Source organism: Micromonospora sp. WMMB235 (assembly GCF_001855515.1).
GTDB classification, from domain to species: Bacteria; Actinomycetota; Actinomycetes; order Mycobacteriales; family Micromonosporaceae; genus Micromonospora; species Micromonospora aurantiaca.
In genome coordinates this window covers 3,614,425-3,631,577 of the sequence record NZ_MDRX01000001.1, presented here as the reverse complement: position 1 = coordinate 3,631,577, position 17,153 = coordinate 3,614,425, and the positions used below count along the sequence as shown (strand labels likewise).

Genomic DNA, 17,153 nt, shown 5'->3' with positions numbered 1-17,153 from the left:
GTGGGGGAGACGGGGATCATCGCGGCACCGCCGGTCCGGTGGCGGTCGGGTGCAGTTCGGTGACCCGGCCGTCCTCGACGCGCAGGATCCGGTCGGCGTCGGCGAGCAGCGCGGGCCGGTGCGCGACGAGCAGCGCGGTACGTCCGGCGACCAGCCGCCGGGTCGCGTCCAGCACGACCGCCTCGCTGGCGCTGTCCAGCCGCGCTGTCGGCTCGTCGAGCAGCACGATCGGCGCGTCCCGCAGGAACGCACGAGCCAGGGCGACACGCTGCCGCTGACCGCTGGACAGGCCGTGACCGCGCTCGCCCAGGCGGGTGTCCAGCCCGTCGGGCAGGGCGCCTACCACCTCGTCGAGCGCGGCGCCGGTGACCGCCGCGGCGAGCGCGGCGTCAGGGGTCTCCGGTGCGCCCAGGCGGATGTTGTCGGCGAGCGACCCGGCGAACAGGTGCGCCCGCTGCGGCACCCAGGCCAGTTCGCGCCGCCAGGCGTCGAGGTCGACGCCGGCCAGGTCCACCCCGTCGACCGTGACCCGGCCCGAGGTCGGTGCGACGAAGCCGAGCAGCAGGTTGAGCAGCGTGCTCTTGCCCGCGCCGCTGGGCCCGATGATCGCCACCCGGTCGCCGGGCCGGACGGTCAGCGTGACGTCGCGCAGCGCTGTGGTCCGGTCGTACGCGACCGTTACGCCCTCGAAGCGGATCTCACCCCGGCCGCGCGGCGCCGGACGGCGCGGTTCGGCGGTGGCGGGCGCGTCGGTGGCGGAGAGTGTGAGCGCCTCGTCCAGCGCGGTGAGTCCTTCCATGCTGGCGTGGAACCGGCTGCCCGCGGCCCGCAGCGGCAGGTACGCCTCCGGGGTGAGCAGCAGCACCAGCAGCGCGGTGGAGAGCGTGAGGCCGCCGCCGAGCAGCCGGATGCCGACCGGCACCGCGACCAGCGCGACGGAGAGCGTGGCGACCAGCTCCAGCACCAGCGCGGACAGGAACGCGATCCGCAGCGTCTTCATGGTGGCCTGGCGGTGGCCGTCGGCCATCCGGCGTACCACGTCGACCTGCCCCCGGGACCGGCCGAACGCGCGCAGCGTGGGCAGCCCGGCCACCATGTCGAGGAAGTGCCCGCCGAGCAGCGACAGCCGCCGCCACTGCCGTTCGGTGGCGGCCTGCGCCTGCCAGCCGAGCAGCGCGCCGAAGATCGGGATGAGCGGGATGGTGAGCGCGATGATCAGCGCCGAGCTCCAGTCGGCGAACACGATCCGGGCCAGCACCGCCACCGGCACCGTGACGCTCAGCACGAGCTGTGGCAGGTAGCCGGTGAAGTAAGGGTCGAGCGCGTCCAGGCCGCGCCCGGCCAGCGTGGCGAGCTGCCCGGCCCGCTGTCCGGCGACCCAGGTGGGGCCGTGCCGGCCGACCGCGCCGAGCAGGTCGGCGCGCAGCGCCGCCTTCACTGTGGCGGCGGCCCGCGCCGCCACGGTGCCCTGCGCCCAGCTCACCAGCGCCCGCCCGGCGACAGCGGCCACGAGACCGGCCAGCGCCGGCCGGTGCAGCCGCCCGTCGAACGCCGTCGCCAGCAGCGTCGCCAGCGCGGTGGCCTGGGCGATCACCAGCAGTGCGGTGAGCCCGCCCAGCACCGCGAGCACGGCGAGGTCGCGCCGGGCCGCGGGGACCCGACGCAGCAGACGCGGGTCGAACGGGCGGCGGTTCACCAGTACACCGGTGCCCTGCCGTCGATCCGTCCCCGGAAAACCCACCAGCACATCGCCTGAAAGCCTAGTAGGGCCGGCAGGAGCGGTAACGCGAGCCATCCCAACAGCGCCAGCGTCGGGCGGGCGGCGGCCGCCTCGGCCACCGTCAGCGACGCCGCCGGGTCGGTGATGGAGACCAGGATCCGGGGCCAGAGCGCGGCCCCGATCAGCGGCGCCGGAAGCGCCAGCGCCGTCGCGGTCGCCGCGAAGGCCACCCCGGCCCGGCCCCGCCGCAGCGCCGCGCGGGCCGCCAGCAGCGCCGCCACGAGCGCCAACGGCAGGAGTACGGCGACAGCCGGGCGCGCCACAGCGGCGCGTACCCGATCGGAGAGCACACCCAGGACGGTGGCCGCGCCGACCGCGACGAGTGCGGCGGGCACCAGGCCGCTCGCCAGCCGGGCGAGCGCCGGGGCCTCGGCGGCGGGCAGCCGGAGCGTGAGGAACGTCGCACCGTGCACCGCCACCAGCGCGAGCAGCGCCAGCCCGGCGGCGGCGGCGAACGGGGTGGCGAGATGACCGACACCGACCACGTGGCCGTCGGCGCTCAACGGCACGCCCTGGAGCAGCCCGGCGAGCACCGCGCCCCAGCCCAGCGCGGCGAGCAGGCAGCCGACCACCACCACCCGGTCCCAGCGGGCGCGGGCGGCGGCGGAGGCCGGGCGGCTGCGCAACTGCACCCCGGCGGTCACCAGCACCACACCCGCCAGCGCGGCGAGCACGGCCGGGTAGAAGCCGGAGAGCAGTTCGCCCTCCAGCCTGGGGAACGCGCCGAACAGGATGCCGACGGCGGCGACCAGCCAGACCTCGTTGCCGAGGAAGAACGGCCCGAGCGCGGTGAGCGTGGCCCGGTTGCCCGGTGCCGGGCCACGTCGGGCCAGCAGCAGGCCGACGCCGTAGTCGTAGCCGCCGAGCACGAGGTAGGTGGCGAAGAAGAGGCCGAGCAGGGCGTACCAGGCGAGTTCCACGTCGGGCTCCCTCAGACGAACACGGGCTGGTGGTGGGCGTCGCTGTCGGGCGTGGGCGGGCGGCCGAGCGCGGGGTCCTGCGCTCCACGGGCGGCGTGCCGGGCCATCAGCGTCCAGTTGGTCACCGCGAGCGCGCCGAGCAGCAGACTGAACCCGATCAGCGAGGTGAGCATCAGCCCCGGTGAGACCGGCGAGACGGCCTGCGCGGTGGGCAGCAGCCCGTACGCGGCCCAGGGCTGGCGGCCGACCTCGCGGGCGATCCAGCCGAGCAGCATCGCCACGAAGGGCAGCGGCAGGCCGAGCAGGATCAGCCAGAGCGGCGCCTTCAACCTGATGATCCAGTCGCGCCAGAGCAGCGGCAGCAGGAGCCAGAGCGCGCCGAGCGTGAAGCCGATCAGGATCATGAAGCCGAGGCCGACGTTGGAGAGCACCGGCGGTTCCCAGTCGCCGGGGCCGAAGCGCGCGGTCCAGTCGGCGACGAGCGCGTCCCGCTCCGGCCCGCCGCCGAACTTGGTCGGCTGGAGCTGCCCGACCGGCCCGAACTGGGCGAAGCCGAAGCCCTGGAGCATGCTGACCGCCAGGGCCGCGGTGACCAGGCCGAGCCGCAGCGAGGTGCGGAACAGCGCGTAGTCGGGAGTACGCCGCAGCAGGTGCCAGGCGCTCACCGCGGCCATCAGCAGCCCGCCGGTGACCAGGCTCGCCGAGATCACGTGACCGAACGCCATGCCGAACGTCGGGTTGGTGAGCAGCGCGCCGAAGTCGGTGAGGTGGGCGACGCCGTCGCGGACCTCGTACCCGACCGGGTTCTGCAGCCAGGCGTTCGCGACCATGATCCAGAAGGCCGAGGCGTACGCGGTGATCGCCACGCCCCAGAGCAGCGCCAGGTGCACGCCGCGCCGCAGCCGGTGCCACCCGAAGATCCACATGCCGAGGAACGTGGACTCCAGGAAGAACGCCACCAGCGTCTCGATGGCCAGCGGCGCGCCGAAGACGTTCCCGACGTAGCGCGACAGCCCGCTCCAGTTCAGGCCGAACTGGAACTCCATGACGATGCCGGTGGCGATGCCGAGCACGTAGTTGATCACGTAGAGCTGGCCCCAGAACCGGGTCAGCCGCTCGTACACCGGCTTGCCGGTCAGGTAGCCGGCCGTCTGCAACCCGACCAGGAGCGTGACCAGGCCGAGTGTGACCGCCACGAACAGGAAATGGATCGAGGTGGTGGTGGCGAACTGGAGGCGGGCGAGGAGCAGCGGGTCCACTGTCGTCCTCCCATGGGTTGGCTCTCTTGTCGTAGCCAACCTACACGTAGCCTCGCTACCTATAGGAGCGGCGAACCCGGAGAAGTCCCGTAGGGGGCGACGTCAGCTCAGGAACAGGGCGAACGGCAGGGAGACGAGCGTGCCCGCGACAGCCAGCGCCATCGCGCCGAGCACCCGCGGCGGGCGGTCCGCGACGAGCAGCCGCTGCACGCGTACGTCGAGGTCGCGGTCGCCGAGTCCGAGCGTGCCGGCCGGCTGCACCCGGTGCTCGGCGGCGGCGAACCGGCGCAGCGCACCGGCCAGCGGCGCGTCCGCGTGCAGCTCCCGGGCCTTGTCGTCGGCACGCATCTCGACCAGCAGCGCCACCCGCGCGTGCGCGTCCCGCACCCACCGGAACCAGGGCAGCGCCCGGCACAGCGCGGTGAACGGCAGCAGCACCAGATCGTGCCGCTCCTGGGCGTGCGCCCGCTCGTGGGTGAGCACCGCCGCCAGCTCGGCCGGATCGAGCAGGTCGAGCGTGCCCGCGCTCACCACCACCCGGGGACGAACCCCGGGCAGGCAGTACGCCGCCGCGCTCGGGTGGTCGAGCACCAGCGCGCCGGGCACCGTCGGGTCACGCCGGGCCACCAGGTGCAGCAGCTCCCGGTGCCGGCGCTGCGCGCGGACCGCGCCGTGCAGGCTGCGGACCGTCGTGGTGAGCAGCACCGCGCCGATGCCGAGACCGACGCCGACCAGGCTGAGGTGCACCGCGCCCACACCGGCCGGCAGAGTGCCGTGGGCCAGGTCGTCGGCCAGCGCCAGCAGCGCGTGCCCGGTCGCCCGGTCGTACGCGTCGAGCCCCAGCGCCATCGGCAGCCCCATGGCCGACAGGCCGAGCGCCAGCCCGACCGCCTGCCAGCAGATGATCGCCACCCGGGGTGCCCGCCAGGTCCAGCGCGCGGCGGCGAGGACCTGCGCGGTCAGCCAGCAGGCCAGGATGATCGCGGCGAAGTGCAGGGCGTACGCCACGGCAGCCGCCCTACCGGTCCGTCGCCTCGTCGAGCGCCGGCCGGCCGGGCCGGGGGTTCTCGACCCGGCCGGCCGGTCCGTCCTCGACAGTCGCCCCGGCCTCGGCGCCGAGCGCGGCCCCGGCCCCGGCCTCGGCGCCGAGCGCGGCGCGGAGCACGTCCGCCTCCGTGCCGGTCACCGAGCGGGCGAAACGCACGAGCGCGGCGTCCCGGCTGCCGCCGAGGTCGAGGGCTTCGAGCATGAGCTGGGCGATGTGCGCCTCGCGGGTGGCGGCCGGACGGTAACGCCAGGCGCGGCCCTCCCGCTCGCGCTGCACCATGCCCTTGCCGGCGAGCCGGTCGAGCACGGTCATCACAGTGGTGTAGGCGAGTTCCCGGCCGTCCAGGGCGTCGGCGACCTCGCGCACGGTCACCCCGTCCGACGAGGCGGGCGCCGCGTCCCACAGCACGTCCATCACCGCACGCTCAAGGTCCCCCAGCCGAGTCACCCGTCAATCCTACCCCCGGTAGTAGATCCCTTCCGTCGCCCCCGGTCCCCGTTCCCCGCTCCCGAAGATCAACACCAGCTCGGGGAAGTGGTGCCGTCCTGCGTCGGTCCATGCAGTCACTTCGGCGTACTGGTGTCGATCTTGCTGACGGGGAGTCCGGGCCGCTTCCCGGCGAACCGGTGCCGACCATGCCGCGGTCGTGTGGGCGCCCGTCGGCAAGATCCACGCCAGTTCGGGGAAGTGGTGCCGTCCCGCGTCGGTCGATGCAGCCACTTCGGCGCACTGGTGTTGATCTTGGTCATTCCGTATGGGTGCTCCGGGTGGGATCAACGCGGCTCGGGGAGGTGGCGCCGTCCCGGGCTGGTCGATGTGGCCACTTCGCGGAGCTGGTGTTGATCTTGCTGGCTTCGGGCGGCATCGGGGCGTTGCCCAAGCCACTCCGGGGTCTGGTGTTGATCCTGCTGATCCGGGCGGGCACCGCGGGCAAGATCCACGCCAGTTCGGGAAGGTGGCGCTGTCCCGGGCGGGTTGATGCAGCCACCTCGCCGTGCTGGTGCTGATCTTGAAGTCCGGGGTGGGGTGCGTGGACAAGATCCACGCTGGTTCGGGGAGGTGGCGTTATCTGGGGCGGGTGGGATGCGGCCACTTCGCGGAGCTGGGGTTGATCTTGCTGGCCGAGGGGGCAGGTTGGAGCAAGGTCGGCACCGGCTCGGGGAGGTGGTGTTGTCCGGGGGTGGCTGATGTGGCCACTTCGGGGGAATTGCGTCGATCTTGGTGGGGGCGCCTGGTGAGATCGGCACCGGCTCGGGGAGGTGGGTGGAAGGGGAAGTGGCGGCAACCCGGCTGGGGGTGTGCCGCCACTTCGGGCCGGACTTGGGCTGCGCCGGTCAGACGCCCTTCGGGTGCCAGACCGTCTTGGTCTCCAGCAACGTGGTCATCCGGGTGATGCCGGGATCGGCGTACCAGTCGTGGTCGGCCGGGGCCGGCCGGAGCACCCGCTTGAGGTTCTCCGCGGCCTTGATCTCCAGGTCGGCCGCCAGGTCGGCGTCGGCGACGCCGGTCAGGTCGATCGCGTTGACGTCCATGTGCGCGGCGAGCGTCGGCACGGTCTCGGTCAGCCGGCCGGTGAGGATGTTGACCACCCCGCCGGGCAGGTCGGAGGTGGCGAGCACCTCGGCCAGCGTCACCGCCGCCAGCGGCGCCGCCGGGGAGGCGGCCACCACCACCGTGTTGCCGGTGACGATCGCCGGGGCGATCACGCTCACCAGGCCGAGCAGCGCGGGCTCCTCGGGTGCCACCACCGCCACCACGCCGGTGGGCTCCGGCGCGGACAGGTTGAAGTACGGGCCGGCCACCGGATTCGCCCCGCCGTACACCTGGGCCAGCTTGTCGGACCAACCGGCGTACCAGACCCAGCGGTCGATCGCCGCGTCCACCTCGTCGGCCGGGACGCCCAGGGCGACGAACTGCTCGCGCCGGCCCTCCAGCATCTCGGCGACCCGGTAGAGGATCTGACCCCTGTTGTACGCGGTCGCCCCGGCCCAGCCCTTCACCGCGGCGCGGGCGGCGACTACCGCGTCCCGCGCGTCCTTCCGGGAGGCAAGAGACACGTTCGCGGATTGCACGAGATACGACCGTCCCGACTCGCTGCGCGGGAACTTCCCGCCGATGAAGAGCTTGTACGTCTTGCGTACCGCGACCCGCTCAGACATTGAGGTACCCCTCCAGCCCGTGCCGGCCGCCCTCGCGACCGTAGCCCGACTCCTTGTAGCCGCCGAACGGCGACGTCGGGTCGAACTTGTTGAACGTGTTGGCCCACACCACGCCCGCGCGCAGCCGGTCGGCCAGCCACAGGATCCGGGAACCCTTGTCGGTCCAGATCCCGGCCGACAGCCCGTACGGCGTGTTGTTGGCCTTCTCGACGGCCTCCGCCGGGGTGCGGAACGTGAGCACGGACAGCACCGGGCCGAAGATCTCCTCGCGGGCGATCCGATGGGCCTGGGTGACGCCGGTGAAGATGGTCGGCGCGAACCAGAAGCCACGCTCGGGCAGCTCGCACGGCGGCGACCAGCGCTCCGCGCCCTCGGCGGACCCGGCGTCGGACAGCTCCCGGATGCGGGCGAGCTGCTCGGCCGAGTTGATCGCGCCGATGTCGGTGTTCTTGTCCAGCGGGTCGCCGACCCGAAGCTGGGCCATCCGGCGCTTGAGCGACTCCAGCACCTGGTCGGCCACCGACTCCTGGACCAGCAGCCGGGAGCCGGCGCAGCAGACGTGGCCCTGGTTGAAGAAGATGCCGTTGACGATGCCCTCGACGGCCTGGTCGATCGGGGCGTCGTCGAAGACGATGTTCGCGGCCTTGCCGCCCAGCTCCAGCGTGAGCTTCTTGCGGGTGCCGGCGACCGAGCGGGCGATGGCGCGGCCGACCTCGGTGGAGCCGGTGAACGCGACCTTGTCCACGCCCGGGTGCTCGACCAGCGCCCGGCCGGTGTCGCCGGCGCCGGTGACGATGTTCACCACGCCGGCGGGCAGGTCGGCCTGCTGGCAGATCTCGGCGAACAGCAGCGCGGTGAGCGGGGTGGTCTCGGCCGGCTTGAGCACCACCGTGTTGCCTGCGGCCAGCGCCGGGGCGATCTTCCACGCCAGCATGAGCAGCGGGAAGTTCCACGGGATGACCTGGGCCGCCACGCCGAGCGGCTTCGGGTCGGGGCCGAAGCCCGCGTGGGGGAGCTTGTCGGCCCAGCCCGCGTAGTAGAAGAAGTGCGCGGCGACCAGCGGCAGGTCGACGTCGCGGGACTCCTTGATCGGCTTGCCGTTGTCCAGCGACTCCAGCACCGCCAGCTCACGCGAGCGCTCCTGAATGATCCGGGCGATCCGGAACAGGTACTTGGCCCGGTCGCGGCCCGGCATCGGACCCCAGACCTTCTCGTACGCGCTGCGGGCGGCGCGGACCGCGCGGTCCACGTCCTCGGCGCCGGCCTCGGCGATCTCGGCCAGCACCTCCTCGGAGGCCGGGTTCACCGACTTGAAGCTGCCGCCGGAGGCCGGGTCGACGAACGCGCCGTCGACGAAGAGCCCGTACGAGGGCTTGATGTCCACCACCGAGCGGGACTCGGGGGCGGGTGCGTATTCGAACATCGCGTTCAGTCCAGGGTGAAGTAGTCGGGGCCGGCGTAGACGCCGGTCGTCAGCTTGGTGCGCTGCATGAGCAGGTCGTTGAGCAGGCTCGACGCGCCGAACCGGAACCAGTCCGGGCTCAGCCAGTCGGCGCCGACTGTCTCGTTGACCATGACCAGGTACTTGATCGCGTCCTTGGTGGTCTTGATGCCACCGGCCGGCTTGACGCCGACCTGACGCCCGGTGGCGGCGCGGAAGTCGCGGCCCGCCTCCAGCATCACCAGCGTCACCGGCAGGGTGGCCGCGACCGGGACCTTGCCGGTGGAGGTCTTGATGAAGTCGCCGCCCGCGAGCATGGCGAGCCATGACGCCCGGCGCACGTTGTCGTACGTGGCCAGCTCGCCGGTCTCCAGGATCACCTTGAGGTGCGCGTCCCCGCATGCCTCCTTGGTGGCCACGATCTCGTCGTAGGCCTCGGAGTAGCGCCCGGCCAGGAACGCGCCCCGGTTGATCACCATGTCGATCTCGTCCGCGCCCGCCTCGACCGCCGCCCGCACATCGGCGAGCTTGATCTCCAGCGGGGCCTGGCCGGACGGGAACGCGGTCGCCACGCTGGCCAGGTGCACGCCGCTGCCGCGCAGCACCTCGGCCACGTACGGGACCATCGACGGGTAGACGCAGACGGCGCCGACGTGCGGGCAGCTCGGGTCGGCCGGGTCGGGGCGCAGCGCCTTCGCGGCCAGCGCCCGTACCCTGCCCGGGGTGTCCGCCCCTTCGAGGGTGGTCAGGTCGACCATCCGGATCGCCAGGTCGATCGCCTCGGCCTTGGCTGTGGTCTTGATGGAGCGGGTGCCGAGTTGCGCCGCCCGCTGCTCCGCGCCGACCTGGTCCACGCCGGGCAGGCCGTGCAGGAAGGTCCGCAGAGCGGTCTCGGATCGTCCCAGCTCGGTGAGGTCCGACCGGGCCGACGTCGTTGTCGCCGTCATGCCCCGAATAGTACGCACCCGCGAGTCGAGTGATCTTGCTCACGGACGACCGGTCGTGAGCGCCATACGTGAGCGGTGTCGCTGGTCGTACCGCACCCGCCCTGCGCCGGACCGCCAAACGGTAGGTTGAGCGATCGTGGACGTACACGTCATTGACCATCCGCTCGCCCAGACGCGGCTGACCGCCATGCGGGACGCCCGGACCGACTCGTCGTCGTTCCGGGCGGCGCTGCGCGAACTCACCACCATGCTGGTGTACGAGGCCGCGCGCTCCTTCCCGGTCGAGAAGTACTCGATCCAGACCCCGGTCACCGCCACCGAGGGCAGCCGGCTGGCGAACCCGCCGCTGCTGGTGCCGGTGCTGCGGGCCGGTCTCGGCATGGCCGACGCCGCGCTCGGCCTGCTGCCCGAGTCGTCGATGGGCTTCGTCGGCCTGGCCCGCGACGAGGAGACGTACGAGCCCCGCGCGTACATGGAGTCGCTGCCGCGCGACCTCAGCGGCCTGCCGGTGCTGGTGCTCGACCCGATGCTCGCCACCGGCGGCTCGCTGGAGCACTGCTGCCGGCTGCTCGCCGACAGGGGCTGCACCGACATCACCGTGCTGTGCGTGCTGGCCGCCCCGGTCGGCATCGAGCGGCTGGAGCGCTCCGGCCTGCCGCTGCGCCTGGTCACCGCCTCGATCGACGAGGGACTGAACGACTCGAAGTTCATCGTCCCCGGCCTGGGTGACGCCGGCGACCGCCAGTTCGGCGGCATGCCCCGCTTCTGACCAGGCCGTCCGGGTTCCGGATCCGGCACCGGCGACGCCGGGGTTCCGGCGTCGCCGCGCCGCCGGCAATCCGGCAATCCGGCGATTCGGTGGAGAGGGCCCTTTCCCGCGGGGAAGGGCCCTCTCGCCGTGAATCGGGCGGCCCCGGCGAGTCGATGCGCGGGGGTGCGGGGAGGCGCTAGCGTTCCGGGCCATGACTGGTGTTGCGCTCGCCGAGGAGCTGCTGCTCCTCGCGTATGACGACGAAACCGGCAAGGCCACCATGCCACGGATCAGCCTGGACCTGGGCATGGCCGCCGCGGTGCTGGTCGAGCTGGCCCTGGCCGGACGGGTCGCGTACGCGGACGGGAACCTGGCGGTGGTCGACCCGGCCCCGACCGGCGAGCCGATCGCGGACGCCGTACTCGCCAAGATCGCCGCGGATACCCCGCACACGCCGTCGTCGTGGGTGCAGCGACTGCGGCACGGGCTGCGCGACCGGATCCTCTCCGACCTCTGCGGCCGGGGCGTGGTCCGCGACGTCGACGAGACCGAGCTGGGCTTCATCCACGTGCACCGCTACCCGGTGGCCGACGCCTCGGTCGAGGCGGACATCCGGCAGCGGCTGGCCGACGCGCTGACCAGCGGGCAGCTCCCGGACGAGCGGACCGCCGCGCTGGCCACGCTGGTCGCGGTGCTGCGGATGGAACCCGCGCTGGGGCTGACCGGCCCGGCCGCCGAGGACGCCGGCCGGCGCCTGGAGGAGATCGCGGCCGGCGCCGGGTTCTCCGGCACGGTGAGCCTGGACGACAGCGTCGTACGCCCGTCGATCAGCCTGGTCATCGCCGCGCTGGGCCAGGCCGTGGACGCCGCCCTCGGCAAGCGGTAAGGAAGGGCCCCCTCTTAACGCCTCCGGTAGAGGAAGGGCCCCTTGTTAACGCCAGGCGTTAACAAGGGGCCCTTCCTTGCACCAGGGGTCAGAGGCCCAGGGCGGCGGCGATCTCGTTGCGCAGCTCGGTGACGGCGGCCCGCGCGCGCTGCCGGGCCGCGGGCACGTCGCCGCCGGTCACCGGCTCCACCACCTCCAGGTACGCCTTGAGCTTCGGCTCGGTGCCCGACGGCCGGATCACCACCCGGGCCGCGCCGGTACGCAGGATCACTACGTCCGCGTCGGGGAGCAGGTCGGACGCCTCGGTCACCGGCTGCCCGAGCAGCGTGGTCGGGGTGGCCGCCCGGATCCGCGCCATCGAGTCCGCAATCACCCGCAGGTCCTCCACCCGGACCGAGAGCTGCTCGGTGTGGTGCACACCGAACTCGGCGGCCAGCTCGTCCAGCCGGTCGAGGAGCGTACGGCCCTCGGCCTTGAGACCGGCGGCCAGCTCGGCGACCGTCAGCGCGGCGGTGATGCCGTCCTTGTCCCGGACGTGACCCGGCGCGACGCAGTAGCCCAGCGCCTCCTCGTAGCCGTACACCAGCGGCTCCCGGCCCCCGCCGGCCCGCACGATCCACTTGAACCCGGTGAGCGTCTCGTCGTAGGGCAGGCCCCGGGCCGCCGCCATGGCCCGCAGCAGCGCCGACGACACGATCGTGGTGGCATACAGGCCGGTCACGCCGCGCCGCATCAGGTGGTCGGCGAGCAGCGCGCCCACCTCGTCGCCGCGCAGCATCCGCCAGGACCCGGCGTCGCGTACGGCCACCGCGCAGCGGTCCGCGTCCGGGTCGTTGGCGACGGCGAGGTCGGCGCCGGTGCGGTCGGCGAGCGCGACGAGGAGGTCCACCGCGCCCGGCTCCTCCGGGTTGGGGAAGCTCACGGTCGGGAACGCCGGGTCCGGCTCGGCCTGCTCGGGCACCACGCCTGGAACGCCGAAACCGGCGTGCGCGAACGCGGCGGTCAGCACCGCGCCACCCACCCCGTGCAGCGGCGTGTATGCCACCTTCAGGTCCCGCGGTCCGGCCGGGTCCACCACCGCGGCGGCCTGCTCCACGTACGCGGTCACCATGTCGTCGCCGAGCACCTGACCGGCCGGGCCGAGCGGCACCGCCGCGAGCGGGCCGACCGCCCGGATGGCCGCCTCGATGCCGGCGTCGGCGGGCGGCACGATCTGCGCGCCGGCGCCGAGCTCACCGCCGAGCTGCGCGCCCAGGTAGACCTTGTAGCCGTTGTCCTGCGGCGGGTTGTGGCTGGCCGTGACCATCACCCCGGCGACCGCGCCGAGCTGCCGGACCGCGAACGCCAGCACGGGCGTGGGCAGCGGCCGGGGCAGCAGCAGCGCCGGGCGGCCAGCACCGGTGGCCACCTGTGCGGTGCGCTCGGCGAAGGCACGGGAGCCGCGCCGGGCGTCGTACCCGATCACCAGCGGGCCCTCGCCGCCCTGGGCGGCGAGCCAGCCGACGAGCCCGGCGGCGGCCTGGGTGACCACGGCGAGGTTCATGCCGTTCGGCCCGGCCCGCAGCGGGCCGCGCAGCCCGGCGGTGCCGAACGTCAGCGGGCCGGCGAACCGGTCGGCCAGGTCGGCCGCCGTGCCGGGCAGCCCGTCGAGGACCGTGCGCAGCTCGACGCGGTCGTCCGGGTCCGGGTCGTCGGCGAGCCAGCGCTCGGCGCGTACGCGAAGGTCGTCAAGGTCAGTGGTTTCCGCCGCCATTGCCTCATGAAAGCACGGCGGCGGATCACCACTGGCCGTCGGCCTCGACTCAGTTGGCCGCCGTGAGCTGGAACGAGCCGGCCATCGCGTCGAAGATCGGCTTGCTCTCGGTGAACCGCGCGTCGGTCGAGGAGAGGTAGAACGAGTAGACCTTGCCGTCCTTGACCACGCCCCGCCAGATGCCGTGGCGCATGGACTCACCCTCGCCGCAGGTGTATTCGAGCTGGCCGGCGGTCTGCCCGGCCAGCGGCTGCTCGGAGACCGACACCTCGGTGTAGGGGGCGGGGCAGGTCTTGCTCTTGGTGCTGTTCTTCTTCAGGTTCCGCGAGGCGAACTCGGCCCAGCTGATCGAGGTGCCGCCCCACGCCTCGGCGATGACCCGCACCTTGCGGCCCTCGTCCTCCGGGTCGACGTAGTCGACGTAGAGGCCGCCGGTCTGCCGCTGCCAGCCCTTCGGCACCTGGATGGTCACGCCCTTGACGGTCTGTTCCTGCATCTCCACCGGCGAGGCGGCGGCCGAGTTCGACGGCAGCGCGCCCACGATCGGCGGGGGAGCGTCGTCGCCGCCGCTGGTCAGCGCGATCACGCTCACCAGCAGCACCACGGCGAGACCACCGGCGGCGGCGAGCTGGACCTTGCGCGGCCACGCCTTCACGCGCCCGAGCAGGCCCTTGGCGCCGCCGACCGCGCCGCCACCACCGGCGGCCGGTGGCGAGGTGGCCGCTGTGGTCCAGGGCTGGCCGGTGCCGGGCACCGACCACTGGTTGCCGCCGTACACCGGCTGGGTGGCGTCGACGGTGCGGCCGTAGGCGGTCGGCACCGCCTGCGTCGCGTCCGCTCCGGCGCCCTGGCCGAGCCGCACCGTGGCGTCCGGCGAGATGCGCTGGGTGGCCTCCGGCGTGCCCGGGCCGGACATCGCGCCGGTCGGGGTGTGCAGCGGGCCGGCCAGCGCGTCGGCGCTGGTCTCGTCGAGCGCGGCGGCACCCGCCGCGGGCTTCTCGCCGGCGGGCCGCTCCCCGCGGCGCAGCGCGGCGAGCCGGTCGGTGAGCGACTCGTCCGGGCCGATCATCGCCCGGCCGCCGATCTGCCCGCTCGGCTTCGGCTCCGCCGCGATCGCCGGCGGCGTGGTCGGGCGCGGCACCGGCACCACCGCGTACGGGTCGGTGACCGAGTTGACGGCTGTGGCGGTGCTGGTCAGCGGCCCGGCGAGCAGCTCGCGCAGGTTGGCGCGGGCCCGGTGCACGTCCATCCGGCGGGCCGGGTCCTTCTCCAACAGCCCCATCAGCACGCCGGTCAGCGGGCCGCTGCGCTGCGGCGTGGCGGGCGGGTCCTCGACCACGGCGTGCATGGTCTCGATCGGGTCGCCCTTGTCGAACGGGGGCCGGCCCTCGACCGCTGTGTAGAGCGTCACGCCGAGCGAGAACAGGTCGCTCGGCGGCCCGAACTCCTGGCCCATGGCCCGCTCGGGCGAGATGAAGTGCGGCGAGCCGAGCACCATGCCGGGCGTGGTGAGCTGCACGTCGGTGGGCATCCGGGCGACGCCGAAGTCGGTGAGCACGCAGCGGCCGTCGGTGCAGATCAGCACGTTGGCCGGCTTCACGTCGCGGTGCAGCACGCCGATCGCGTGCGCCACCTCCAGCGCGCCGAGCAGCGCGATCCCGATCTTGGCGACGGCGCGCGGAGCGACCGGCCCGTCCTCGATCACCATGTCGGCCAGGCTGCGGGCGTCCAGCAGCTCCATCACGATCCACGGGCGGCCACCCTCGGTGACCACGTCGTAGACCTGCACCACTGCCGGGTGCTGGATCGCGGCGGCGGCACGGGCCTCCCGCAGCGTCCGTTCGTAGAGCGCGTCGCGGTCGCTCGGGGCGAGCCCCGGCGGGAGGACGACCTCCTTGACCGCCACATCACGGCGCAGCAACGTGTCTGTGGCCCGCCAGACCGTGCCCATGCCTCCGTTGCCCACCGGGGAGCGCAGCGAGTAGCGACCACCGATGGTGGTGCCGGGCGCCGCGCGTCCAGTGGGGGGACTGGCCGGTCCGCCGCTCCACGTCGGAATCTGAGTCACAGAAAAGCCACCGGGGGATATCGAGGGGGCTGGGACACAACCCCTCTATCTTGCTGGTTCCGACGCCCGATGCGAAACCCGACGCGGCGGGCGTTTACCTACTCGACGGTATGTGGTCGGTCGCTCACCTCCGGTGGGTCGCCGCCGCGAGGTGTGCGGTATCCCTCACCCACCAGGCGGTCTGCGCGTCCTACCATCCGGTAATGAGCGATGCGCGGTCAAGCGAGTCGGGTTTCCCGATCCAGGGCGTCTACACGGCGGCAGACCTTCCGGCGGACCTGGACGCCCGGCTGGGCGAGCCGGGCGAGTTCCCGTACACCCGCGGGGTCTACCCGACGATGTACACGTCCCGGCCCTGGACCATGCGACAGTACGCCGGGTTCGGCACCGCGACCGAGAGCAACGCGCGCTACCACCAGCTGCTTCGCGCCGGCACCATGGGCCTGTCCGTCGCGTTCGACCTGCCCACCCAGATGGGGTACGACTCGGACGACCCGATCGCGCACGGCGAGGTGGGCAAGGTCGGCGTCGCCATCGACTCCATCGAGGACATGCGCACGCTGTTCGGCGGCATCCCGCTGGACAAGGTCTCCACCTCGATGACCATCAACGCGCCCGGCTCGGTGCTGCTGCTGCTCTACCAGCTCGTGGCCGAGGAGAACGGCGTGCCCGGCGCGGCGCTCAACGGCACGATCCAGAACGACATCCTCAAGGAGTACATCGCCCGGGGGACGTACATCTTCCCGCCGAAGCCCTCGCTGCGGCTGGTCGCCGACACCTTCGCCTACTGCCGGGCCGAGGTGCCGAAGTGGAACACCATCTCCATCTCCGGCTACCACATGGCCGAGGCCGGCGCGTCGCCCGCGCAGGAGGTCGCGTTCACGCTCGCCAACGGCGTGGAGTACGTCCGCGCGGCGCTCGCCGCCGGGCTGGCCGTCGACGACTTCGCGCCCCGGCTGTCGTTCTTCTTCGTGGCCCGCACCACGCTGCTGGAGGAGGTCGCGAAGTTCCGCGCGGCCCGGCGCATCTGGGCCCGGCTGATGCGCGACGAGTTCGGCGCGAAGAACCCGAAGTCGATGATGCTGCGGTTCCACACCCAGACCGCCGGCGTGCAGCTCACCGCCCAGCAGCCGGAGGTGAACCTGGTCCGGGTGGCGGTGCAGGGCCTCGGCGCCGTGCTCGGCGGCACCCAGTCGCTGCACACCAACAGCTTCGACGAGGCCATCGCGCTGCCCACCGAGAAGGCGGCCCGGCTGGCGCTGCGGACCCAGCAGGTGCTGGCGTACGAGACGGACCTGACCGCCACCGTCGACCCGTTCGCCGGGTCGTACGTGGTGGAGGCGATGACCGCCGAGGTGGAGGCGGCCGCCACCGAGCTGATGGACCGGGTCTTCGACCACGGTTCGGCGGTGGACGCGATCGAGGCCGGGTTCCAGAAGCGGGAGATCGAGCAGTCCGCGTACCGGATCGCCCAGGAGATCGACTCGGGTGAGCGGGTGGTGGTCGGGCTCAACCGGTTCCGGATCGACGAGGAGGAGCCGTACGAGCCGCTGCGGGTCGACCCGTCGATCGAGGCGGCGCAGGGGGAGCGGCTGGCCCGGCTGCGCGCGGAGCGGGACTCCGGCGCGGTCGAGCGGGCCCTGGCCGAGCTGCGCGCCGCCGCCGAGGGGGACACCAACGTGCTCTACCCGATGAAGGAGGCGCTGCGCGCCCGCGCCACGGTCGGCGAGGTCTGCGGGACGCTGCGCGAGGTGTGGGGGATCTACCGGCCCAGCGACCGGTTCTGAAACTGTCCGGAGGCGGCCCCGTCGTACACCCTCGGTGTGCGGCGCGGGCCGCCTTCGCGTGTGCGATTCGGCGATTCGGGTAACCGGATCGGGTGAACGGGACGGACAGCGTGTGCGGTCGGCGGTCGGGCGCTCGTGTCACCGTCGGGAGTCTTCCGGCAGCCGACAGTTGTCGTGCAATTGTCGGAGCGGCAGTTAATTGCCGCGACTAATGCGACAATTCGGAACGACGGGTCGTTATTTGTGACCGATGAAACGGTTACGCGTTGTAGGAGGTGGGAGGCGGATGACGGCGTTCGACCGCGATCTACCTGCTGTCCCGCAGATATTCGAGCCCTCTCACCAGGGCATTCG

Annotated in this window: 13 protein-coding genes; 3 read left to right on the top strand and 10 right to left on the bottom strand. The window is 73.0% G+C overall.

The features are described 5' to 3' along the window. Positions 1-16: 16 nt before the first annotated feature. From cydD to deoC, 8 genes are all read right to left on the bottom strand, one after another. The gene (cydD, locus tag BFV98_RS15395; protein WP_030270541.1) at positions 17-1,696 is read right to left on the bottom strand and encodes a thiol reductant ABC exporter subunit CydD; all 1,680 of its coding nucleotides are present in this window, start codon (positions 1,694-1,696) and stop codon (positions 17-19) included. Beyond that, positions 1,693-2,700 carry a cytochrome d ubiquinol oxidase subunit II gene (locus BFV98_RS15390; protein WP_071096842.1) on the bottom strand — a complete coding sequence of 336 codons (1,008 nt, stop codon included), beginning with the start codon at positions 2,698-2,700 and terminating at the stop codon, positions 1,693-1,695. The genes cydD and BFV98_RS15390 overlap by 4 nt, the downstream gene beginning before the upstream one ends. An 11-nt stretch (positions 2,701-2,711) precedes the next feature. Next, a complete protein-coding gene (locus tag BFV98_RS15385; protein WP_071096840.1) occupies positions 2,712-3,959 on the bottom strand; it encodes a cytochrome ubiquinol oxidase subunit I in 1,248 nt (415 codons plus the stop codon). A 102-nt stretch (positions 3,960-4,061) separates the two neighbouring features. Then, positions 4,062-4,967, bottom strand: coding sequence for a M56 family metallopeptidase (locus tag BFV98_RS15380; protein ID WP_013473979.1), 906 nt, complete (start codon positions 4,965-4,967; stop codon positions 4,062-4,064). Positions 4,968-4,977: 10 nt separating this feature from the next. Beyond that, a complete protein-coding gene (locus BFV98_RS15375) occupies positions 4,978-5,454 on the bottom strand; it encodes a BlaI/MecI/CopY family transcriptional regulator (protein ID WP_071096839.1) in 477 nt (158 codons plus the stop codon). A gap of 887 nt (positions 5,455-6,341) precedes the next feature. Beyond that, positions 6,342-7,166 (bottom strand): aldehyde dehydrogenase family protein, encoded by an 825-nt coding sequence (locus BFV98_RS15370; RefSeq protein WP_071096837.1) that lies wholly within the window; start codon positions 7,164-7,166, stop codon positions 6,342-6,344. Then, the gene (locus BFV98_RS15365; RefSeq protein ID WP_071096835.1) at positions 7,159-8,589 is read right to left on the bottom strand and encodes an aldehyde dehydrogenase family protein; all 1,431 of its coding nucleotides are present in this window, start codon (positions 8,587-8,589) and stop codon (positions 7,159-7,161) included. Before BFV98_RS15365 ends, BFV98_RS15370 begins: the two co-directional genes overlap by 8 nt. 5 nt (positions 8,590-8,594) lie before the next feature. Next, positions 8,595-9,554, bottom strand: a complete 960-nt coding sequence (gene deoC, locus BFV98_RS15360; protein ID WP_071096833.1) for a deoxyribose-phosphate aldolase — start codon at positions 9,552-9,554, stop codon at positions 8,595-8,597. A gap of 136 nt (positions 9,555-9,690) precedes the next feature. Between deoC and upp the strand changes: the two genes are divergently transcribed. Together upp and BFV98_RS15350 are read left to right on the top strand one after the other, a co-directional pair. Next, positions 9,691-10,323 carry a uracil phosphoribosyltransferase gene (gene upp / locus BFV98_RS15355; RefSeq protein ID WP_013284009.1) on the top strand — a complete coding sequence of 211 codons (633 nt, stop codon included), beginning with the start codon at positions 9,691-9,693 and terminating at the stop codon, positions 10,321-10,323. Between the two features lie 193 nt (positions 10,324-10,516). Then, on the top strand, positions 10,517-11,191 hold the full coding sequence (locus BFV98_RS15350) for a GPP34 family phosphoprotein (RefSeq protein ID WP_013284010.1): 675 nt from the start codon (positions 10,517-10,519) through the stop codon (positions 11,189-11,191). Positions 11,192-11,279: 88 nt separating this feature from the next. Here the strand turns inward: BFV98_RS15350 and BFV98_RS15345 are convergent, their stop codons facing one another. Together BFV98_RS15345 and BFV98_RS15340 are read right to left on the bottom strand one after the other, a co-directional pair. Continuing rightward, the gene (locus BFV98_RS15345) at positions 11,280-12,944 is read right to left on the bottom strand and encodes a phospho-sugar mutase (protein WP_013284011.1); all 1,665 of its coding nucleotides are present in this window, start codon (positions 12,942-12,944) and stop codon (positions 11,280-11,282) included. A 49-nt stretch (positions 12,945-12,993) separates the two neighbouring features. Further along, positions 12,994-15,012: a serine/threonine-protein kinase gene (locus BFV98_RS15340; RefSeq protein ID WP_013284012.1), complete on the bottom strand. Its 2,019-nt coding sequence runs from the start codon at positions 15,010-15,012 to the stop codon at positions 12,994-12,996. A 203-nt stretch (positions 15,013-15,215) separates the two neighbouring features. Between BFV98_RS15340 and BFV98_RS15335 the strand changes: the two genes are divergently transcribed. Next, entirely contained in the window at positions 15,216-16,799 is a 1,584-nt protein-coding gene (locus tag BFV98_RS15335; protein ID WP_013473985.1) for a methylmalonyl-CoA mutase, read from the top strand. Positions 16,800-17,153 lie beyond the last annotated feature (354 nt).